17 protein-coding genes are annotated in these 21,419 nt (G+C 73.9%); 10 read left to right on the top strand and 7 right to left on the bottom strand.

What is annotated here, in order from left to right; all coding sequences use genetic code 11:
* The first annotated feature begins 13 nt into the window (after positions 1-13).
* The gene (locus OHA72_RS34535) at positions 14-2,377 is read left to right on the top strand and encodes a glycoside hydrolase family 3 C-terminal domain-containing protein (protein ID WP_327000235.1); all 2,364 of its coding nucleotides are present in this window, start codon (positions 14-16) and stop codon (positions 2,375-2,377) included.
* Between the two features lie 57 nt (positions 2,378-2,434).
* Positions 2,435-3,868 (top strand): FAD-dependent oxidoreductase, encoded by a 1,434-nt coding sequence (locus OHA72_RS34530; protein WP_327000234.1) that lies wholly within the window; start codon positions 2,435-2,437, stop codon positions 3,866-3,868.
* Here the strand turns inward: OHA72_RS34530 and OHA72_RS34525 are convergent.
* On the bottom strand, positions 3,846-4,682 hold the full coding sequence (locus tag OHA72_RS34525) for an NAD-binding protein (RefSeq protein WP_327000233.1): 837 nt from the start codon (positions 4,680-4,682) through the stop codon (positions 3,846-3,848). The genes OHA72_RS34530 and OHA72_RS34525 overlap by 23 nt on opposite strands.
* 90 nt (positions 4,683-4,772) lie before the next feature.
* On the opposite strand from OHA72_RS34525, the gene OHA72_RS34520 reads away from it, so the two are divergent.
* Positions 4,773-8,240 (top strand): CHAT domain-containing protein, encoded by a 3,468-nt coding sequence (locus tag OHA72_RS34520; RefSeq protein WP_327000232.1) that lies wholly within the window; start codon positions 4,773-4,775, stop codon positions 8,238-8,240.
* A gap of 110 nt (positions 8,241-8,350) precedes the next feature.
* The gene (locus OHA72_RS34515) at positions 8,351-9,232 is read left to right on the top strand and encodes a bile acid:sodium symporter family protein (protein ID WP_327000231.1); all 882 of its coding nucleotides are present in this window, start codon (positions 8,351-8,353) and stop codon (positions 9,230-9,232) included.
* On the opposite strand, the gene OHA72_RS34510 is transcribed toward OHA72_RS34515, so the two are convergent.
* Positions 9,192-10,166 (bottom strand): LysR family transcriptional regulator, encoded by a 975-nt coding sequence (locus OHA72_RS34510; protein ID WP_327000230.1) that lies wholly within the window; start codon positions 10,164-10,166, stop codon positions 9,192-9,194. The two genes, OHA72_RS34515 and OHA72_RS34510, sit on opposite strands and share 41 nt — an antisense overlap.
* Before the next feature lie 73 nt (positions 10,167-10,239).
* On the opposite strand from OHA72_RS34510, the gene OHA72_RS34505 reads away from it, so the two are divergent.
* On the top strand, positions 10,240-11,145 hold the full coding sequence (locus OHA72_RS34505) for an EamA family transporter (RefSeq protein ID WP_327000229.1): 906 nt from the start codon (positions 10,240-10,242) through the stop codon (positions 11,143-11,145).
* A gap of 7 nt (positions 11,146-11,152) precedes the next feature.
* On the opposite strand, the gene OHA72_RS34500 is transcribed toward OHA72_RS34505, so the two are convergent.
* A complete protein-coding gene (locus OHA72_RS34500; protein ID WP_327000228.1) occupies positions 11,153-13,282 on the bottom strand; it encodes a diguanylate cyclase domain-containing protein in 2,130 nt (709 codons plus the stop codon).
* 331 nt (positions 13,283-13,613) lie between these two features.
* Here OHA72_RS34500 and OHA72_RS34495 point away from each other — a divergent pair, with 331 nt between their 5' ends.
* Positions 13,614-15,038, top strand: coding sequence for a glycoside hydrolase family 16 protein (locus tag OHA72_RS34495; protein ID WP_327000227.1), 1,425 nt, complete (start codon positions 13,614-13,616; stop codon positions 15,036-15,038).
* A 61-nt stretch (positions 15,039-15,099) separates the two neighbouring features.
* A complete protein-coding gene (locus tag OHA72_RS34490) occupies positions 15,100-15,258 on the top strand; it encodes a hypothetical protein (protein WP_327000226.1) in 159 nt (52 codons plus the stop codon).
* 5 nt (positions 15,259-15,263) lie between these two features.
* Here the strand turns inward: OHA72_RS34490 and OHA72_RS34485 are convergent, their stop codons facing one another.
* Together OHA72_RS34485 and OHA72_RS34480 are read right to left on the bottom strand one after the other, a co-directional pair.
* The gene (locus tag OHA72_RS34485) at positions 15,264-16,490 is read right to left on the bottom strand and encodes a Dyp-type peroxidase (protein WP_327000225.1); all 1,227 of its coding nucleotides are present in this window, start codon (positions 16,488-16,490) and stop codon (positions 15,264-15,266) included.
* A gap of 1 nt (position 16,491) precedes the next feature.
* Positions 16,492-17,016: a copper chaperone PCu(A)C gene (locus OHA72_RS34480; protein ID WP_327000224.1), complete on the bottom strand. Its 525-nt coding sequence runs from the start codon at positions 17,014-17,016 to the stop codon at positions 16,492-16,494.
* A 116-nt stretch (positions 17,017-17,132) separates the two neighbouring features.
* Here OHA72_RS34480 and OHA72_RS34475 point away from each other — a divergent pair, with 116 nt between their 5' ends.
* Positions 17,133-17,717: a copper resistance CopC family protein gene (locus OHA72_RS34475; RefSeq protein ID WP_327000223.1), complete on the top strand. Its 585-nt coding sequence runs from the start codon at positions 17,133-17,135 to the stop codon at positions 17,715-17,717.
* On the opposite strand, the gene OHA72_RS34470 is transcribed toward OHA72_RS34475, so the two are convergent.
* Both OHA72_RS34470 and OHA72_RS34465 read right to left on the bottom strand, forming a co-directional pair.
* Complete coding sequence (locus OHA72_RS34470; protein ID WP_327000222.1) at positions 17,718-18,410, bottom strand: type 1 glutamine amidotransferase domain-containing protein; 693 nt, start codon at positions 18,408-18,410, stop codon at positions 17,718-17,720. It abuts the gene before it with no gap.
* A gap of 74 nt (positions 18,411-18,484) precedes the next feature.
* On the bottom strand, positions 18,485-19,942 hold the full coding sequence (locus OHA72_RS34465) for a PepSY-associated TM helix domain-containing protein (protein WP_327000221.1): 1,458 nt from the start codon (positions 19,940-19,942) through the stop codon (positions 18,485-18,487).
* 178 nt (positions 19,943-20,120) lie between these two features.
* Between OHA72_RS34465 and OHA72_RS34460 the strand changes: the two genes are divergently transcribed.
* Together OHA72_RS34460 and OHA72_RS34455 are read left to right on the top strand one after the other, a co-directional pair.
* Positions 20,121-20,837 carry a YcnI family protein gene (locus OHA72_RS34460; protein WP_327000220.1) on the top strand — a complete coding sequence of 239 codons (717 nt, stop codon included), beginning with the start codon at positions 20,121-20,123 and terminating at the stop codon, positions 20,835-20,837.
* Positions 20,838-20,975: 138 nt separating this feature from the next.
* Positions 20,976-21,371, top strand: a complete 396-nt coding sequence (locus OHA72_RS34455; protein ID WP_327000219.1) for a cupredoxin domain-containing protein — start codon at positions 20,976-20,978, stop codon at positions 21,369-21,371.
* Positions 21,372-21,419: the final 48 nt, after the last annotated feature.

The raw sequence follows: 21,419 nt of genomic DNA, 5'->3' as shown, positions 1-21,419 counted from the left end.
AGAGTAGGGGCCCATGACGACGTCGGACCTGGTCGAAGACCTCCTGCGGCGGCTCACCACCGCCGAGAAGATCGCGATGCTGCACCAGAAACAGCCGGCCGTGCCCCGGCTCGGCCTGGCGGAGTTCCACACCGGCTGCGAGGTGCTGCACGGCGTCGCCTGGCTCGGCCGGGCGACCGTGTTCCCGCAGGCCGTCGGGCTCGGCGCGAGCTGGGACCGGGCGCTGCTGCGGGCCGTCGGCGAGGCCGCCGCGACCGAGGTCCGCGCGTTCCGCCACGACCCGCCCGACGGCGCCGCGCGGGTCTCGCTGAACGTGTGGGCGCCGGTGGTGAACCCGCTGCGCGACCCGCGGTGGGGGCGCAACGAGGAGGGGTACAGCGAGGACCCGTACGCGACCGCGCAGCTGGCCGTCGCGTTCTGCACCGGGCTGCGCGGCGACCATCCCGCGGTGTGGCGGACCACGCCGGTGCTCAAGCACTTCCTGGCCTACAACATGGAGACCCGCCGCGACGTCGTCGACATCGCCGTGCCGGAGCGGGTGCTGCACGAGTACGAGCTGCCCGGCTTCCTCGAGCCGCTGCGGGCCGGCGTGGCGGCCGGGGTCATGCCCGCCTACAACCTCGTCAACGGCGTGCCGAACCACGTGCACCCGTTGCTCGCCTCGGTGCTGCGCGCCGCCGCACCCGACCTGGTGGTGTGCTCCGACGCGCAGGCACCGTCCAACCTCGTGGTGACCGAACGGTACTTCGACGAGCACGCCGCCTCGCACGCGGCGGCGCTGCGCGCCGGGGTGGACAGCTACACCGACAACGGTCCCGACTCGGGGCCGACCATCGCCCGGTTCACCGAGGCCCTCGACCGCGGCCTCATCACCGAGGCGGACATCGATGCCGCGCTCGGGCGCCTCCTGCGGATGCGGGCGCGCACCGGCGAGTTCACGCCCGAGGACGACCCGTACACCGGGATCCGGCGCGATGCGATCGCCTGCGACGCGCACGCCCGGCTGGCCGCCCGCGCCGCTCACGCGGGGGTCGTGCTGCTCAAGAACTCCCCCGGCGCCCTGCCGTGGAGCGCGGGCGGCAGCGTCGCGGTCATCGGGCACCTCGGCGACCGGGTGATGACCGACTGGTACAGCGGCACCCTGCCGTACGCGGTGACCGTCGCCGGCGCGCTGCGCCCACGGCTCGACGTGTCCACTGTGGATGGTCTGGACCGCATCGGCCTGGCGACGCCGGACGGACGGGAGCTGCGGGTCGACGACGACGGTCTCAGGCTCCATGACGGGCCGGGCGCCGTGTTCGCCCACCAGGACTGGGGCACCAGCGTCCAGTGCCCGGTGCCGGTGCACACGTTGCAGGACACCGGCTCCGGGCGGTACGTCACCGTCGACGACGACGGCGTGCTCGCCGCTTCGGCGGCCACGCCGGACGGGTGGGTGGTGCGCGAGCTGTGGGAGCTGCACCCCGCCTCGCCCGGCGAGTTCCTGCTGTACTCCAACGCGCTCGGCCGGTACGTGACGGAAGGCCCGGACGGACGGCTGACGGCGGGGCCCTCCGACGGCGCCCTGCGGTTCGTCCGGCAGCAGGTCTCCTCCGGCCTGGCCACGGCCGTCGCCGCCGCCCGCGCCGCCGACCGGGTCGTGGTGGTGCTGGGCAACGACCCGCACGTCAACGGCCGGGAGACCGTCGACCGTTCCTCGCTGACGCTGCCGGCGCAGCAGGAGGCGCTGCTGCGCGCGGTCCTCGAGGCCAACCCGGCCACCGTGCTGGCGCTGGTGTCGAGCTATCCGTACGCGATCGACTGGGCGCAGCAGCACGTGCCGGCGATCCTGTGGAGCTCGCACGCGGGCCAGGAACTCGGCACAGCGGTCGCGGCCGCGCTGCTGGGCGACGCGAACCCGGGCGGCCGGCTGCCGCAGACCTGGTACCGCTCGGACGCCGCCCTGCCCGACGCGGACGACTACGACATCATCGGCTCCGGCTGGACGTACCAGTACCACCGCGGCGAGCCGCTCTACCCCTTCGGCCACGGCCTGTCCTACACCACGTTCGGCTACGGTCCCCTGTCAGTGACGGCCACGGCGTCCGGCTACGCCGCCCAGGTCACCGTCACCAACACCGGCCCCCGCGACGGCGACGAGGTCGTGCAGCTGTACGTCACCCCGCAGTGCTGGCCGGTGCCGGCTCCGGCGCGGCGACTGGCCGGGTTCGAGCGGGTGGCGGTGCCCGCCGGGGAGTCGCGCGAGGTGCGCTTCGACGTCCCGGTCGCCGCCCTGGCGTACTGGTCGACCGGCGACGGCCGGCTCGTGGCACCCCCGGGGAAGTACACGTTCCACGCCGCCGGCGACGCCACCTGCACGGTCACGCTCGGCGGCTGACGCTGCCGGGTGATCGCGCGTCTTGACGCCCACCCGATTGAGCGAAACACTGTTTCCTTGAACGAAACGCAGGGAACGCACGTGTGGACGATCATCGTGGTGGGCGCCGGGCCGGCGGGGCTGGCGTGTGCGATCACCGCCGCCGACGCCGGGGCGCGGGTGCTGCTGCTGGAGAAGGCGGCCGACGTGGGCGGCGCCCTGCCGTACTCCGGCGGCCACCTGTCCGCGGGCGGCTTCACGCTGCAGCGGGCCCGGGGCATCGACGACGACCCGGACCGCCATTTCGCCGACGTCCAGCGCATCAGCCGCGCTGCCGGGCGAGAGGACCTCACCCGCCGCTCGCTGCGCGAGCAGCCCGCCGTCCTGGAATGGCTGTTCGACCACGGATTCACGCCCGACCCCGGCACGCCGCGCATCGTGTACGGGCACGAGCCGTATCTGACCCCGCGGACCGTGCACGCCGCCGACTCCCCGGGCGGACCGGCGATCCTGGCGGTGCTCCGGCCGCTCCTGCAGGCGCAGCGGGCCGCCGGCCGGGTGGACCTGCGGTGCGGGGTCCGCGTCCGCGACCTGCTGACCGCGGGCGGCGCGGTCACCGGCGTGTCCACGTCGGACGGTCAGCGCTTCCACGCGCCGGCGGTGGTCCTGGCCACCGGCGGCTTCGGCTGCGCGCCGGAGCTCTTCGCCGAGCTCGAGGGTGCGCCGCTGACCACCTCGGCGGCGCCGACCGCGACCGGCGACGGGCTGGAGATGGCGCGGGCGATCGGCGCCGGCGTGCAGGGGCTCGGCCGGTACATTCCGACGTTCGGTGGCCTGCCACCGGTCGACGGCGACCTGCGGGTGGACTGGACCCATCGGCCGCAGCTCGTGGCGCCGGAGCGGCCGCCGTGGGAGATTTACGTCGACCGGGCCGGCCGGCGGTGGGTCGCGGAGGACGAGCCCAGCATCGACCGGAAGGAACGACTGCTCGCCACGATCGAGCGGATGACGTTCTGGATGGTGTTCGACGCGCGGGCGCTGCGCGAGTCGCGGCCGATGGTCCACGGCTGGAGCCCCGAGGACCTCGCCGCCGCATGCGGGCGCCGTCGCGGTGTCCACAGTGGAGCGGATCTCATGGTGCTCGCCGGCCGCGCCGGGATCGACCCGGACGGGCTGCGCGCCACCGTGGACCGCTACAACGACGCGGTGGCCCGGGGGCGCGACGCGGACTTCGGCCGCACCCACCTGCCGGCGCCGATCGGCGAGCCGCCGTTCTACGCGATCGAGAACCACCCCGTCACGCTCATCACGTTCGCCGGCGTCGACGTCGACACCGACCTGCGGGTCCGCCGCGCCGACGGCCGGACGGTCCCCGGACTGTACGCGATCGGCGAGGTCATCGGCTCGGCCGCGGTCAACGGCAACGCGTTCTGCTCCGGCATGTGCCTGACGCCCGCGCTGGCCTTCGGCCGCCTGGTCGCCCGGCAGCTCACCGGGACCGGGAACCGATGAGGGAGTGTGTGAACGCGTAGCCCTCGGCGCGCAGCTTCGCCGAGGACACCGGGACGACCGGGGTCCTGATCTCGGCGCGGTAGGTCAGGTCGGGCCAGCCCTGCGCCGCGCAGATCGCGCCGAACGCCTCGCGGTTGGTGCGCGGGACGACCGCGTCCGGCACCGCGTTGTACACCCCGACCAGGCCCGCCTCCACCACCAGCGCCAGGGCGGCGGCCGCGTCGCGGTAGTCGATGCGGTACAGCAGCGCGTCGGGCGCGAACGGCACGCTCCCGCCCAGCAACTCGTGGGCCAGCTTCACGCGGGACGGGTAGTCGAGGTCGCGCGGGTGGCCGTACACGTCGGGAATGCGGATCACGGCACCGGCGGGCAGCACGGCGCGCTCGGCGGCGATGAAGTTGCGCGGCGACGCGTCGGTGTCGTCGGTCAGGTCGCTCGACTCGTCGATCACGGGACCGGTGCCGGCCCCGTAGACCGACACGGAGCTGGTGAACACCACCCGGGGATGCACCAGGGCCGCCGTGGCCGCCGAGGCGGTGAGCGTGTCGGCGTATTCGCGGACCCGGGCGCGGGCGTCGAACGCACGGCTGATCCTGGGGCTGACGGTCAGCACGACCGCGTCCGCGTCCCGGGTCGCGCGCTCGACCGCGGCCCGGTCGCTGCCGCGCAGCACCACGACGTCGGCGCAGACCGCGCCGACCTCCGCGACCCGCTCGGGCGACGTGGTGGTGCCGAGCACGTGGTGCCCGGCCGCCGACCAGCGCCTGGCCAGTTCCATCCCGACGTTGCCACATCCGACGACGACGTACCGCATGAGCGACTCCCGTAAAATGGAAACAGTGTATCCATACTATGGGGCACCGGTGTCCGTCAGGTAGGCGCCGGAGGGACAGACATGGACACGATGATTCGGACACTGGACGCGCTCGGCGGCACCGTCCTGCCCGACGAGCTGCGGGGCGACCGGCGGCTGGCCGAGCGGGTCGCCGCCGGCGGCGACGGGTGGGACGGCGAACTCGCCCGGGCGCTCGTCTCGATCCGGTACGGCCGGCCGAACGCCGCGCTGTCCGAGCTCGACCGGCTGTTCGAGGCGCTGACCGGCGAGGGCCGGGCCGTCGCGGCGGCCCTGCGCGCGTATGCGAGCGTGCTGGCATGGCAGGCACTTGCCGGGGGGCACCTGCTGTCGCCCGAGCAGCCGGACGTCGCCGAGCGGCGGGCCTTCGTGCGCGACGCCCGGGTCCTCAACAACGCCGCCCTGCGCGGGCAGCTTTCCGAGGACTCGCCGTTCCTGCCGCAGTACCTGCTGATCGCCGGGCCGCTGCAGCTGCTGCGCGACTTCGACGCGTCGCTGGTCGCCGGCGGGCTGACCTACGCGATGGCCCGCGAGCGCGCCGCGGCGCTCGGCGACGACGAGGACCCGGTGACGCTCGTGCGGCAGCGGCTGGCCCGGGACGCGCCGCTCGGCACGGCCAGCGAACCGGCGATCCGGCACCACCTCCGGATGGCCGATGCCCAGATGCGTTTCCGGTCCGGCGATCCGCGGGCCTGGGACCTGCTGCACGAGGCCCGGACGCGGGCCGTCGCCGGCGGCGACACGATCGGCGCGGTGGGCGCGCTGCTGCGCGAGGCGTCGTGGCGGCTCGCCCCGCTCGGCCGGGCCGAGTACCTCGACATGGGCATCGGCGACAGCGGGCCGATGGCGCTGCATACCCTCACGACGGCGTCGCCGTTCGAGCTGACGAAGGCGGCCGACAGCGACGCGCGTGCGGTCGAGCTGCTCGACGAGGCCGAACGACTGCTCGCCGGCGCCGCCGAGCGGGCCCGCGGCACGTGCCCGGCGACGATCGCGCTGCACCGGTCGTGGCTGGCCTTCCGCACCGGCGATCACGTCGCGCAGTCCGCGGCGGCGTCCGCCGCACTGACCGCATTCGACCGCGCCGGCGACGAGTACGGCCGGCACCTCGCGCAGGCGCACACGGTGATCGCCGCCATCGGCGCGGGTGCGGCACGCGTCGGCGAGGCCGAGGCCGACGAGATCGGCGCCTGGGCGGCCGGCGGCGGGAGCTACGCGTTCGGGCTCGGCCTGGGGCTGCTGCTCACCCGGCTCGGCCAGCACTGGCAGCTGCGCCGCGACGACCTGTACCGGGCGCGTCAGGCGTTCGGTTGGGCGCACGCGCTGTTCACGAGGATGGATGCCAGGCAGCACCGCGACCGGGTCGCGGCGGACCTCGTCGCCGTCGACCGGACGGTCCGGGTGGCACCCGAGGCACCGGGCCTCGCCGGCGCGGTCGCCGCGGCACAGGACAGCTTCGTCGCCGGCCGCCGGTCGCTGGGTACCGGCGACGTCGCCGCCGCCCGAGCCGCCTTCACCCGCGCCCTCGACGTCCTCGGGGACCCGGTCACCTATCAGGAACGGCTGCTGGAGCTGACCCTGCTGCACGCGCTGCGCCGCTTCCCGGAGCTGGTCGAGCGGACCCGGGCGTTCGTGCGGGTGCCGATCGACGACTGGGATCCGCTCCCGCCCGCCCCGCAGCTGACCCCGGGCGACCAGGAGCGCGTCCGCGCACCGATGCGGCGGCGGCTGCGGATCGAGGCGGTGATCGCGCTGCAGGCCGCCGGCCTCTTCGACGACGCCGCCGCGCACCTCGACGGCCTGCAGACCGCGTACGGCCCCGATTGGTGGCGGGAGGAGGACGAGCCGTGGACCGCGCGGGCCCTGTGCGCGCGGATCGAGGCGCGGCGCACCGGCGGCCGGCAGCACGACGCCCGGCGGCGGTACGCCGAAGCGTTCGACGCCTGGGAACGCGGGCGCGGGCGGGCCGTCGACGACGTCGAGCGAACCTCGATCGCCGACGACCCCGGCACCGGCGGCATCTTCCGCGACGCCGCGTTCGACGCCGTGCACGACCCCGGCGACCCCGGCCACGCCCCCGGCGACGCCGCGTTCGACGCCGGCGACGACCCTGGCGACGGCCCTGGCGACGGCGCCGCGCACGGCACAGCCGGACGGCGGGAGCGGGCGCTGCGCGCGTTCGACGTGCTCGAACGCGGCCGCGGCCGGGCACTGCTCGACCTGCGCCGGTCCAGCCGGCGCCTCGCCGACGCACCGGCCGGCCTCGCGGCGCTGGTGCGCGAGTGGCGGGCGGCCCGCAGTCGGTGGGCCGCAAGCACGGGCGGCCGGCAGGACGCGGCCGCCGAGGCCTGCGCCGCGGTCGAACGCCGGTTGCAGGCCGCGTGGCCGGGGTTCGCGGCACAGTCGCATCCGTTCGCCGCCCTCCGGCCGGTCGCCGAGCTGCAGCGCAGCATCCCGGAGGACACGGTGCTGCTGACCTACTGCTCGGCCGGCGACGAACTCCTCGTGCTGGCGGCGCGGGGTGGCCCGGACGGCCCGGTGGACTACGCCTGCCCGCCGGTCGGCTGGGACGAGGTGGCCGGGCTCCTGGCCCGGTGGAACGGCGACGACCCGGCAACGGACCGGACCGCCGGCGCGCGGCTGTCCGAGCTGTTGCTCGCGCCGTTCGCCGGCCTGCTCGACGGCGCCGGGCACCTGCTGCTCGTGCCGGACGGCGCCGGGTTGCAGGCGCCGCTGCACGTCCTGCCGTGGCGGGGCGCCCCGCTGATCGACACGTTCGCGGTCACCTACCTGCCGGCGGTCAACCTGCTGGCCGACGAGCCGGGGCCGGACGGCACCGGTCCCGCGCTCGTCGTCGGGAACCCGGCCGGCATGGCGCACGGCGCGCAGCCACTGCGCTTCGCCGAGCTCGAGGCGGGGGCGGTCGCCGCCCGTCTCGGCGTCGTGCCGCTCATCGGTGCCGCGCCGACCCGCGCCGCGGTGCTGGCGGGTCTGGCCGCGGCGCCGATCATCCACCTCGCGACGCACACCATGCTCGACGGCGACGATCCCGCCAGGTCCGTGATCCTGCTGGCCGGCGGCGAGGAGCTCACCGTGGAGGAGCTGATCGGCACCGGCCTGCGCGCCGGGCTGGCCGTGCTCAGCAGCTGCCACTCCGGCGTAGGGCGGCGCACCGCCGGCAACGAGGTCCTCGGTCTGGCCAGGACGCTGCTCGGCGCCGGGGTCGGCACCGTTGTCGGTGCGTTGTGGGCCGCCGACGACCTTGCCACCAGCGTCCTGATGCGGCGCTTCTACGAACGGCTCGCCGGCAGCGGTCCCGCGGCTGCGCTCGCCCTGGCCCAGCGGGAGATCCGGCACCTGGACCGGGCCGCGCTCCTGTCGGCGTGGGCGGCCCCGGACGCCGGGCAGCAACCCGGCTCGGCGATCCGCGACCTCGCGATGCCGCACCACCACTACGAGCCCGGCTCGGCGAGGATCTGGGCGCCGTTCATCGTCATGGGACGGCCACCGGCACGCTGACCGGCGGGCACCGCCCGAGCACGCACGTCCACGCACCGGCGGCATGCCGATCCGGGATCGCCCCGCCCGCAGCGGTGACGCCGGCGGGGTACCGGCCCCACAATCCATGGATGGATTCGTGGTTGACCACCGTGGGGCTGCCGGTCGCGCTCGCCATCGTGATGCTGGGGCTGGGGCTCGGGCTGACGATCGACGACTTCCGGCGCGTGCTGACGTACCCGAAGCTCGTCCTCATCGCGCTCGGCTGCCAGCTGCTGCTCCTGCCCGCCGTCTGCTTCGGGCTGGTCGTCGCGTTCGGCCTGGAGCCCGAGCTGGCCGTCGGCATGATGCTGCTCGCGGCGTCGCCCGGTGGCACCACCGCCAACCTGTACAGCCATCTCTTCGGCGGCCATGTGGCGCTCAACGTGACACTCACCGCGGTCAACTCCGTGCTGGCCGTGGTGACGCTGCCGATCGTGGTGAACCTGTCGGCGGCGCACTTCCTCGGCGACGCGGCGTCGATCGGCCTGCAGTTCGACAAGGTGCTGCAGGTCTTCGCGATCGTGCTGATCCCGGTGGCGGTCGGCATGCTGCTGCGGTCGCGATTCCCGGACCTCGCCGTCCGGCTCGCCGGCCCGGTCAAGCTCGTCTCGGTCGTCGTGCTCGTCGCGGTCGTCGCCGGCGCCGTGCTCAAGGAGCGCGACAACATCGGCGACTACTTCCTCGCCGTCGGCGCGATCGTCCTGGTGTTCAACGCGCTGAGCCTCGCGGCCTGCTACGGCCTGCCGCGCCTCGCCGGTGTCGGCCGGCGCGAGGCGACCGCGGCGGGCATGGAGATCGGCATCCACAACAGCACCCTGGCGATCGCCATCGCGATCAGTCCGGCGCTGCTGGACAACACCCGCATGGCCGTCCCGGCCGCGGTGTACGGCATCACCATGTTCTTCACGGCCGCCGCGTTCGGCTACCTCGTCAACCGCCGCCGCGCCGCCGCCGAGGCCCCGGTCGGGTGACAGGGTCACGGGGTGACGTCGCGTCGAGGCCGCGGGCGAGGTCCGTCACGACGGCCAGGAAGGCCGCGACGGCCGGCGGCATCGGCCCGTCGCGGGACACCACGACCAGCCGGCGGCCGAACCGCTGGCCGGCGACGTCGCGGACCGCCACGGCCGGGTCCACCGCGGGCATCGCCAGCGCCGGAAGCAGCGCGACCGCACCGGCGGCCCGCACGAGCCCGAGCTGGACGTCGGCGTCGTTGGAGTGGTGCCGCACGTCCGGCTCGTAGCCGCCGATCGACCGGCAGCTGCCCACCACCATGTCGTGGTGGCCGGTGCCGACGTCGGAGGCCACCCACACGTCATGCCGCAGCGCGGACAGCGCGACCGGGCCGCCGGGCCCGGCCAGCGGATGCCGGGCGGGCAGGACCAGCCGCACCGGCTCCTCGTGCAGGACCTCGAACCGCAGCCCGCCCGGCCGGGGACGCGGATGGCCGTCGTAATCGTCGCTGACCACCAGGTCGACCGCGCCGAGCCGGAGCCCGGGCAGCGCCTGCTCGAGCTCCAGCTCGGAGATCTCGGTGCGCACCTGCGGGTGCTCGGCCATCATCCGGGCCACCGCGGGGACCAGCAGCCGGCGCGCCGCCGACTGCAGGCCGCCGGCGCGGACCGTGCCCCGCACGGCGCCGGCGAGCGCGGCGAGGTCCGCCGTCGCCGCCTCGGCCGCGGTCAGCAACGTCCGGGCGTGCAACGCGAGCAGCCGCCCGGCGTCCGTGAGCCGCACCCCACGACCGGCCTTCTCCAGCAGCCGCGCGCCGACCTCCTTCTCCAGCACGCTCAGCTGCTGCGACACCGAGGACGGGCTGTAGCCCAGCGCCGTGGCCACCGCGCCCAGGGTGCCTCGCTCCTCCAGCTCGCGCAGCAGCCGGAGCCGGCGGAGATCCATCGTGACCATGCATAAATCCTAACGAATCAGATCCATGAATCGTCGCTGGATTTGACGGGTACGGGTACCGATGCTGGACGGCATGGGTCCCGCTCTGTGCCTGCTGTCCGCCGCGTGCTTCGGCGCCATGGCGATCTTCGGGAAGTTCGCGTACGCCGCGGGCGTCCAGCCCGCAACGCTGCTCCTGGTGCGCTTCGCGCTCGCCGCCGCCGTCCTGGCCGCGCTGCTGCTCCTGCGGCCGGGGCTGCGGCACACCGCCGCCGGCCCCGCCCGGTGGACGCCGGGTCTGATCGTGACGGCCCTCGGCCTCGGCGCCGTCGGATACGCCACCCAGGCCGGCCTGTACTTCGCCGCCCTGCAACGCATGGACGCATCGCTGCTGTCCCTGATCCTCTACACGTACCCGCTCCTGGTCACCGTCGCCGCGGTGCTGCTGGGCCGGGACCGGCTGACCCTGGGCCGGGGCGCCGCGCTCGGGGCCGCCTCCGGCGGCACGCTGCTGGTCCTGCTCGGCACCGGCGGCGTGGACTTCCATCCGGCCGCGGCGGTCCTGGCGTTCGGCTCCGCGGCGACCTACACCGCGTACATCCTGGTCGCCGACACCGTCGTCCACCGGCTGTCGCCGGTGCTGCTGGCGGCGCTGGTGATGACGGGTGCGGCGGTCACGCTGGCCGTCCGGGCGCTCGCGACGGGCGGGATCGACCTCGGCTTCGCGCCGCGGGGCTGGTTCTGGCTCGCGTGCATCGCGGTCGTGTCCACCGTCGTGGCGATGCTGACCTTCTTCGCCGGCCTGCGCCGCACCGGCCCGTCGACCGCGGCGATCCTCTCGACCTTCGAGCCGGTCGTCACCACCGTGCTGGCGGCGCTCACCCTCAACGAGTTCCTCACCCCCGTGCAACTGGCCGGCGGCCTGCTCGTGCTGTCCTCCGCCGCGGTCGTGCAGCTGCGCCCGGCCCGCCCGGTGACCGCGGCCGCGACCGCGTCGTGAGCGTCGCCTACCGGCTGCCGATCTTCTCCCGGTACATGGCGGCGTCGGCGGCGGACAGGATCTCGTCGGCGCTGGTGCAGTCGCCGCACGGGGTGCAGCCGATGCTGACCCCGACCCGCACGACGGTCCCGCCCACCGTGTACGGCGCGACGATCGACGCCTTCAGCCGCTCCGCGATCCGGGTCACCTGCTCGGGCGGGCCGGCCTCGGCGAGGAACACCACGAACTCGTCGCCGCCGAAGCGGGCCGCCATGTCACCGGCGCGCAGCGAGCGGCGGATCCGTTCCGCCACGTACACGAGCAGGTCGTCGCCGGCGGCGTGGCCGAGGCGGTCGTTGACCTGTTTGAAGCCGTCGAGGTCCAGGAACAGCACGGCGAAGCGGCGATCCGGGGCGCGCACGGCCCGCTCCAGGGTCTCCACCAGCGCGGCACGGTTGGGCAGGCCGGTCAGGGTGTCCGACAGCGCCGCCCGGCGCAGCCGCTCCTCCTGCTCGCGCAGGTCGAGGCCGACGGTGAGCAGCGCCGCGCACTGGTTGACCAGTTCCCGGCCGTCCTCGACCTGGCTCTCCACGACGCCGACGACAGCGAGCAGCCCGCGGTCGCTGAGGTTGACCTTCGCCGGCACCACGAACGCCGTCTCCCCCGGCCCGACGGCGGCGATGAGCTCGGGCGGCGGGAAGGCGCTCACCGCCAGGTCACCGGCGGCGATCGGTGGCCCCGGCAGGCGTCGCCACCCGGCGGGGACCTCGAGGCGGCAGCCGTCGCCGGTCCACAGTCCGAGCGACCCGGCGTTGGCCGGGGTGACCGCGAGCCAGCTGAGGTCCCGCGGGTCGGAGCGCCGGTTGTACAGCAGCGCCATCGACAGGTCGTAGTGCGCGCTGATGGTGGAGCGCAGCCGCCACCGGTCGCCGAAGTTGGCCACCTGACGGACCCGCACGACGGCGAGGATGAGCTCCTGCACGCAACCGTCGAGGCGCCGGGCGGCCGCGACGTCGCCGGCCGGGATCTGCTGGGTGTACTCCTGCACGGCGCGGGCCACGATCCGCAGGCCCTCCGGCTGCGCCTGCAGGGCGTACAGGGTCAGCAGGGCCGCGGTCGCCCCGCTGTGGTCCGGGGTGCGGCCGGCGACGGCGGCCTCGGCGACGTCGACCACGGCGTCGACCGCCTTGGCCAGGAGCGCCAGGTGCTCGCCGGTGCGCGCCGCGCCGGGCGGCAGCAGCCCGGCGAGGCGTTCGGTGAGCAGGTCCGGCCCGGCGGCGGCCAGGGCCGGCGGCAGCCGCAGCGCCGCTTCGGAGCAGCCGCACGAGCCACGCGCGACGAAGACCGTGGGGACGCGGCGGTCGCCGGGCGGGACCGGGACGCCGGCGACGGCCTGCAGCAACAGTTCCACCGCCTTCGCCGCCATCACCTCGAGGGGTTGCCGGACGCTGGCGAGGCTCGGGGCGAGGTACGTGGCGACCTCCATGTCGTCGAAGCCGGTGAGCGCGACGTCGCCCGGGCAGCTCAGCCCGGCCGCGGCCATGGCGCGCAGCAGCCCGATGGCGTTGCGGTCGGTGGCCGCGACGATCGCGGTCGCGTCCAGGTCGCGCAGCGCGTCCGGGGTGGCCCAGGCGACGCCGCTCTCCAGGTTGTCCACCGCGGGCAGGAACAGCGCGGGCTCCGGTTCGATGCCGTGGGCGCGCAGGGTCGCGGTGTAGGCGCGGTGCCGCTCGGCCACGTCGGAGACGGCGACGTACCCGGTGAAGGCGATCCTGCGGTGCCCGTGCCCGATCAGGTGCTCGACCGTCGCGCGGGTCCCGGCGCCGTTGTCGGCGACGACGGCCGGGAGGTCGGGGCGGCCGGCGTTGTGCCCGAGGAGCACCACGGGCTTCCCGGCGGCGCGCAGGCGGTCGAGGTACGCATCGGTGATCGCGTCGGCGAGCACCACGAAGCCGTCGATGTGCTCCCACGCGACCGGGGCGGTGAACGTCGGCGTGCCGCCGTTGACCGCCATGTCCGCGGCCGCGTCGAGGGTCTGCACCGCGACGGTCCGGCTGCCGGCCGCCGCAGCGGCGGCGCTGATCCCCGCGAGGATCGTGCCGTAGTAGGCGCCGCCGACGAACGGTGACAGCACACCCACCACCGGACCGTTGCCCATGCGCACCTCCAGCCTGTCGTATCGGCACGAATCACGGCCGGATTCGTGTTCCGCGCGGTCGCCGTCGCCGTGCTCCGGAACCGGTTGCGGTACCGGTTGCGCCATGAAGATGATCAAACCCCCACGGGTCGCCGACCAGTAGAGAGAGCGCTCTCTCGCTCGAAGGCTCCGCCATGGGCGACTTGAACCTGTTAACACTCTGACCAGTAAAAATACTCCTCTGCCAACGATTGACAGAGATTTTGTAACTCGCTAGAAACTTGAGAGCGCTCTCACGGCGCGGCCCCGCCTGGTCGCCTCGGATCGCAGTCCGCTCTTGGAGGTTCCCCCGATGACCCCCACCGACACCACGCGCGACACCGCGCCGACCCGCCCACGGCAGCGCCGCCGCCTCATCCTCGCCACCGCCGCCGCCACCGTGCTCGCCGGCACCGCGGCGGTCACCGTCAACGCGTACGCCTCCATCCCCTCGACGCCGTCGGGCTGGTCGCTGCAATGGAGTGACGACTTCACCGGGTCGGCGAACACGCTGCCGTCCTCGAACAACTGGATCTTCACCACCGGCACCCAGTACCCGAACGGGCCGGCCAACTTCGGCACCGGTGAGATCCAGAGTTACACCACCAGCACCCAGAACATCAGCCTGGACGGCTCGGGCAACCTGAAGATCACCCCGATCAGAAACGGCTCCGGGCAGTGGACCTCGGGCCGCATCGAGACCAAACGGACCAACTTCAAGCCGCCGTCCGGTGGCGTGCTGCGCATCGAGGGCCGGCTGCAGATGCCCAACGTGACCGGCGCCGCGGCCGCGGGCTACTGGCCGGCGTTCTGGGCCCTCGGCTCGCCCTACCGGGGCAACTACTGGAACTGGCCCGGCATCGGCGAGCTGGACATCATGGAGAACGTCAACGGCGTGAACCAGGTCTGGGGCACCCTGCACTGCGGCGTCAACCCCGGCGGCCCCTGCAACGAGACCACCGGCCTCGGCTCGACCCGAGCCTGCCCGAACAGCAACTGCCAGGGCAACTTCCACACCTACGCGATCGAGTGGGACACGAGCGTCACCCCCCCGGTGCTGCGCTGGTACGTCGACGGCGTGCAGTTCTTCTCCGTCAACCAGAACCAGGTCGGCTCGTACTGGTCGAACATGACCAGCCACGAGGGCTACTTCATCCTGCTCAACCTGGCCATGGGTGGTTCGTTCCCGAACGGCGTGGCTGGATACTCCACCCCGACCGGCAGCACCGCCTCCGGCGTGCCGATGCTGGTGGACTACGTCGCCGTCTACACCAAGGGCGGCGGCTCCACCCCGACCGCCACGACCACCACGGGCAACCCGACGCCGACCGCCACCGGCGGCACCCGCAGCGCCTACAGCACCATCCAGGCCGAGTCCTACAACGCGCAGTCCGGCGTCGTGCCCGGCAGCGACCAGATCGGCTACCTCGCCAACGGCGACTGGGCCCAGTACAACGACGTCGACTTCGGCAGCACCTCGCCGAGGGACTTCCTCGCCCGCGTCTCCTCCGGCGCCGCCGGCGGCGTCAGCGGCACCGTCGAGGTCCGCGTCGACAGCGTCGGCAACGCCCCGGTCGCCAGTTTCTCCCTCGCCAACACCGGCGGCTGGGCCAGCTTCCGCGAGATCCCCGGCAACCTGACCGCACAGGTCACCGGCAGGCACACCGTGTACCTGCGCTTCAGCAGCGGCCAGCCGGCCGACTTCGTCAACGTCGACTGGTTCGTCTTCCGCCGGTAACACCGCCACGAGCACCGGTGGTCACAGTGGATGCGGCCCGCTGTGACCACCGGTTTCCATCTTGCCCATCGATGGATGCGTAAGTAGTCTCAACGGCCACGCCGCGGAGTGGCTGCTGGCGATCGCCTGGCACCTGGACGCGTTGCGCGGCGCCGGCTTCGCCGAGGTCGGCACGGTCTGGCGCGGCGGCCCGGACGCCGCCGTCGCCGCCGTTCGCTGACCCGCTCAGCCGAGCAGGCCCTCGCCGATCCAGCCGCCGGACCCGCAGCCCGGCGGGATCGCGAAGACCGCCGAGCCGATCGGGGTGACCCACTCGTTGAGCAGGTCGGCCTCGGCGAGATTGCGCTGGATCGGCAGGAACTGGCCGCCGACGTCGCGCTGGTACGCGGCGAAGATCAGACCGCAGTCGGCGGTGCCGTCCGGGCCGGGTGCCTCGTCGTAGTTGTACGGGCGGCGGAAGATCCGCTGCCGGTCGCCGGCCACGTGTGCCCGGGCGACGTGCGAGAACTCGGAGATGACGGGCAGCCCGAGGGCGTTCTTCGCGGCGAAGTCCGGCGGGTCCTGCTCGTGCCGGCCGGTCAGCGGCGCGCCGTCGGACAGGCGGCGGCCGACCGCGAACTCCTTGCCGGTGGTGTCGGCGGCGTCCCACGTCTCCAGTTCGGCGCGGATGCGGCGCAGCACCAGCGTCGTCCCGCCGTGCAGCCACTGCGGCCCGCCGTCGGTCGCGGAACGCCACACCGCACCGTCGAACACGGCGCCGCCCGGTGCCGGGTTGCCGGTGCCGTCGAGCTGGCCCAGGACGTTGCGCTGGGTCACCCCGTCGTCCTGCATGCCGCGGCCGCGGCGGAAGCCGCGCTGCACCCACCGTACGGTGGCGAACGACCGGCTGTCCTTGACCAGCATCCGCTGGGCGTGCGCGACGGTGAGCGGGTCGTCGGCGCAGATCTGCAGCAGCAGGTCCCCGCCGCACCACCGTGGCTGCAGCTTGTCGATCGGGAACGCCGGCAATTGCTGCAGCGTCGCCGGCCGCTGGTCGGCCAGGCCGGCGACGTCGAACAGCCGCGGCCCGAACCCGAACGTCACGGTCAGCCGGGCGGGCACGTGCGCCAGTTCGGGCTGCGCGTCGGCGAGCGGCGCGCGGCCCTGGGTGAGGCGGGCCGCGTCGTCGGACAGCAGCAGCATGAGCCGGCGCAGCGCGGCCCGGTCGACGCCGGCGGCGAGGTCGAGGGCGACGAACACGCCGTGCGCCTGCGCGGGGGTCGCGATCCCCGCCTGGTGCGGGCCGTGGAACGGCACCATCAGCCCGCCGAAGTCCACTGTGGACTGCGGCAGCACGACGGTGCCGTCGTCGCCGCGGACGGTGGCGCCGACGGCGACCGCACCGGCCACCGTCACCGCGCCGCCGGCCAGCAACGTCCGCCTGCTGAACGGACCCAGGACACGATCGGACATGTCAGCCCATCGTCATCGAGCTCGGCGCGCCCGGCCGGTAGGACTCGTTGCCGCCGGCGAAGTCCTTGCCCAGCGCGGTGAACCGCACCGTGCCGCCGTCCTGCAACGTCAGCGTGAACGTCACCTGGTCGCCCGCCTTCACCTCGGTCGTGACGTCCATCAGCATGAAGTGGTCGCCGCCGGGCTTGAACTCGTTGGAGCCGTTGGCGGGGATGACGAAACCGCCCTCCTTGGGCCGCATCGCCATCTTGCCATCGACGGTCGTGGTCTCGTGCAGCTCGATCATCGCCGACACCGCCGACGCCGCCGACACGACCACGACGTCCTTGCCGGTCGGATTCACCACCGTGCCGTACGCGGCGGACATGCCCGACTTCGCCGTCTTCACCCACGGGTCCTTCACCACCAGCGAGGCCTGGGCCGCGCCGGACGCCGGGGCGGTCGGCGACTCCTTCGACCCGCACGCGGCCAGGGCAAGCACCAGCAGCGCTCCGGCGGCGAGCAGTCCATGGTTGCGCAACGACATCAGCGATCCTCACCTCGACGGAGATCCTGCCACGGGATAGTCGAGGGAGGCAGTGGAAAAGTTCCCGGGCGGACCCCGTGCGACGGCCGGTGCGGCACAGGGTTCAGGATTGGCCCATGCGACTGCACGTGACGCTCCGCGCGCCCCTCGCCGCCACCGCGGCCGCCCTCCTGGTGATGCTGCTGCCGGCCCAGCCCGCCTGGGCGCACGCGAAGCTGGTCAAGAGCGACCCCGCCGGCGGCGCCACCGTCAGCGCCCCGCTCACGGCGGTGACGTTCACCTTCAACGAGATGGTGAAGCAGCAGTTCAGCACCGTCGTCGTCACGGGTGCCGACGGCGCGTCCTACAGCGACGGCACGCCGAAATCGGTCGACAAGACCCTCACCCAGCCGGTGAAGCCGCTGCCCGGCGGGGCGATCAAGGTGGTGTGGCGGACCGTCTCCGTCGACGGTCACCCGATCGAGGGCCAGTTCACGTTCACCAATGCGGCCCCGGCACCGACGAGCGCGGCCCCGTCCAGCCCTCCGCCCGCGACGAGCACCGCGCCGGCGGCGCCGTCGAGCACCGCGCTGACCGCCGCCGCCGACCCGACCGTGGACGACGGCGACGACCGCACGGTGCTGTGGCTTGCCCTCGGCGGCATCGCGGTCGTGCTGGCCCTGGCGGGCGGCACCCTCTGGTGGCGCCGCCGCACCCCGTAGCTACTTGAGCACCTCCAGGAGCTGCTGCGCCAGCGGGCCGGCGGACGCGGGGTTCTGCCCGGTGTACAGGTTGCGATCCACGACCGTGTACGGCTTCCAGACCTCGCCGCGGGTGAACTGGACGCCCAGCCTGTTCAGCTCGTCCTCCAGCAGCCACCGTGCCCCGGCGGCCAGCCCGACGGCCTCCTCCTCGTCGTTCGTGAAGGCCGTGACCCGGTACCCCACGAAGGGTGAGACACCCTTGCGCCGGGTGGCGAGCATGGCCGCCGGCGCATGGCAGACGACCGCCAGGGGCATGCCCGAGTCGAGGGCGGCGGTCAGCAGCCGCCCCGAGTCGGCGTCGGCCGACAGGTCCTCCATCGGCCCGTGACCGCCGGGGTAGTAGACCGCGTCGTAGTCCTCCAGGCGGGCGCCCGCCAGCACGATCGGCCTGCGCAGCTCGTCGGCGGAGCGCAGGACGCCCTCCAGCTCCAGGGCCGCCTGCTCGCTGCCCGCCATCGACGGGCGCAGGCTCATGACGTCGACGTGCGGCACCACCCCGCCCGGGGTCGCCACCACCACCTCGTGACCGGTGCGCACGAGCGTGCTGTACGGCGCCGCGAACTCCTCGGCCCAGTAGCCGGTCGGGTGCCTGGTGCCGTCCTTGAGCGTCCAGTAGCTGGCACCGGTAACCACGAACAGGATCTTCGCCATGAGCAAAGCGTCCCCGCTGGCGGGCCGGCCGCCAGATCCGGCGAGGGTGACCCGGGCCGCCGCCACGGCCCGGGTCACCCGGTCAGGAACCTGCCGGAGCGGCCTTCCGGCGCGACCGCTGCACCGCCCCCGCCGCGGCGTCGAGGAGCAGGAACGCGACCAGGGTGACGCCGAACGCGGGCAGCGCCCAGCCGATCGCGGCGACCACCACGACCCCGGCGACCAGCAGCGGCAGCCGCAGCAGGCCAGGCACCGCGGGCGGGCGGCGGGCCGGCGACGGCGCGGCGGGCCGCACGGGTGGGGCGCCGCTGCCACCACATCCGGTAGCCCCACACGATGACGCAGAGCAGCCCGACGGCGAGCGCCGCGAGCAGGAGCTGGTTGGCCGGGCCGAACAGCTTGCCCATGTGGGCCTGGACGCCGAGCTTGGTGAGCTGCGCGAGCACAGGCCAGTCCGCGAAGTCGGACCGGTCGGTGACGGTGCCTGCGACCGGCTCGACGGCGATCCGGTTGAGGCGGACCGGCCACACGTAGTCGATCTGGCTCACCGTCCACGCCGCGCCCTCCTCGGCCGGCAGGGCGATCTCGGTCGGGCCGGTCAGCCCGGCGTCGCGGGCGATGTGCAGGACCGCGTCGATCTGCGCCGGGTCGCCCGCGCCTGCCGAGGCTTCGCTGTGGTGGCCGGCCGGAACCGGTGCCGCGCCCGTCGTATTCACCGATGGGGTACGGGAGTCCAGGCCGTCCAGCGCCAGCCCGAAGTGCTCACCCGCCCAGCGCGACCAGGTCAGGCCGGTCGCGGACAGGAACAGCAGCCCGACGACGAGCCAGATGCCGGTGGCGGCGTGCATGCTGCGCGTGCGGCGCACGCCCTTCGCGGCGCCGAGGTCGTAGAGCAGGGTCGCCTCGGTCCGGCCGCGGGCGCGGCGGGTCTCGGCGCGGCGGCGCCACTGCCGGTTGCACCACAGGATCAGCCCGCCGAGCACCAGGACCCACAGCCAGCTGGCGGCGGTCTCGGAGTAGGCGCGGCCCACGTCGCCGAGGTGCAGGTTGCGGTGCAGGTCGTCCAGCCACGTCGTCAGCGGCGTCGAGCTCCACCAGGTGGTCAGCTGCCCGCGGATCTCGCCGGTGTACGGGTCGACGTAGACCGTGTGCTGCTTCTCCCCCAGCTCCGGCACGCTGAACACGACCTTTGTGGTCGCGTCCCGCGCCGCCGCCGGCTGCACGACCGACAGCGTGCCGGCCGGGTGCGCGGCGACCGCGGCGGCGACCTGCTCCGACAGCGGTTTCGGCAGGCCGGGCCCGACCTTCGCGACGTGCAGCTCCTTGTCGTAGACGATGCCGTCGAGCTGCGGGGTGAGCACGAACAGCAGGCCGGTGACCGCGGCGAGGACGAGCAGCGGGGCGACGAGGACGCCGGCGTAGAAGTGCAGCCGGGTGAGCAGCGGCACGATCGACCAGGACCGGCCGGCGGCCGGTCCTGGTCTGTGGGCCTCGTCCTCGGCGGGGGGTGAGACGTCGGTGTCGACGGACACGGCGGGACCTCCGGGCGGTGTGGGCGGACGACTGGGGGTTCGACACCGGTTGTCGTCGCGCACGCCCGGAAAGTTCCAGCGCTACGTCATGAAAAATCGTGATTTCGTATGGTCTAGTTTGTAGCTCACTCTGTTGGTCGTTGGCAGCGCCGCCGAAGTTCCCGAGAGGACCTCACCGATGCGTCTCACCCTCGCCACCCGTGCCGCCACGGCCCTCGTCGCCGCCTCGGTCGCGGCCCTGGCACTGCCCGCGGCCGCGTCAGCCCACGTCACCGTCAACCCCGGCACCGCCACGCAGGGCGGCTACACGAAGGTCAGCTTCCGCGTGCCGAACGAGAAGGACGACGCGAACACCGTCAAGCTGGAGATCGCCATCCCGACCGACAAGCCGATCGCGTCGGTGTCGATCAAACCGGTCCCCGGGTGGACCGCGGTGACGGAGACCAGCAAGCTCGCCACCCCGGTCAAGACCGACGACGGCGAGATCACCGAGGGCGTCTCGAAGATCACCTGGACGTCCGACGCCGCCTCGGTGATCAAGCCGCACCAGTTCCAGGAGTTCGACGTCTCCCTGGGCCCGCTGCCGGCCACGGACCAGATCGTGTTCAAGGCGCTGCAGACGTATTCCGACGGCGAGGTGGTCCGCTGGATCGACGAGCCGGCCGCGGGCGTGGAGGCCGAGCACCCGGCGCCGGTGCTGAAGCTGACGAAGGCCGGCGCCGCGGCGAGCGCGCCCGCGAGCGCCACGGCCGCGCTGGACGCCGCCGCCGCCATGAACGACGACGGGGACGGCGACGGCCTCACCATCACCCTCGCGACCCTCGGGCTGCTGCTGGGCCTCGCCGGACTGGTCGCCGGGGTGCTCGCGTACCGGCGCGCCGGTCGTACCGGCTGACCCCTCGCTCCGGTGCGGACGGGCCGTTAGGCTGTGCCCGTCCGCGTTCCCGGCACGGCGGCCGGGGTGGACGATCGGCGTTCGGTGTGCGGCGCACCGGGGCCTGCGCCCTTGTCGTGCTCGCGTTAGGAAACCGCCGTGCCCTCCACCACCGCCGCCCCCGCCCGGTCCCGCGACGCCGTCTACCGGCTGGTCGCCGTCGCCATCCTCGTCGCCGCCGGCGTGCTCGTCGCGTTCCTGTTCCGCGGGGGTACCGGCGGCGCAGCGGTCCAGGACAGATCGATCAGTGTCTCGATCGCGGGCGGCAGGGTCGACCCGCCGGTCGGCCGGGTCGAGGTCGGCAAGGGCAGCACGATCCGGCTGACCGTCACCTCCGACGTGCCGGACGAGCTGCACGTCCACGGCTACGACCGCCGCCTCGCCCTGGAGCCGGGCCGCGCGGCGACGCTGGAGTTCCGCGCCGACGTCACCGGCATGTTCGAGATCGAGACCCACGGCAACCACCTGCTGCTGGTCCAGCTCGTCGTGCGCTGAGCCCGGCCCGGCGCGCATCAGGGCCCTGGACAGGTCCCGCAAATGTCC

This window comes from Dactylosporangium sp. NBC_01737, from assembly GCF_035963215.1.
In the GTDB taxonomy this organism is placed as follows: domain Bacteria; phylum Actinomycetota; class Actinomycetes; order Mycobacteriales; family Micromonosporaceae; genus Dactylosporangium.
Note: the sequence above shows the minus strand (reverse complement) of the source record. Positions and strands in the feature narration are given on the sequence as shown.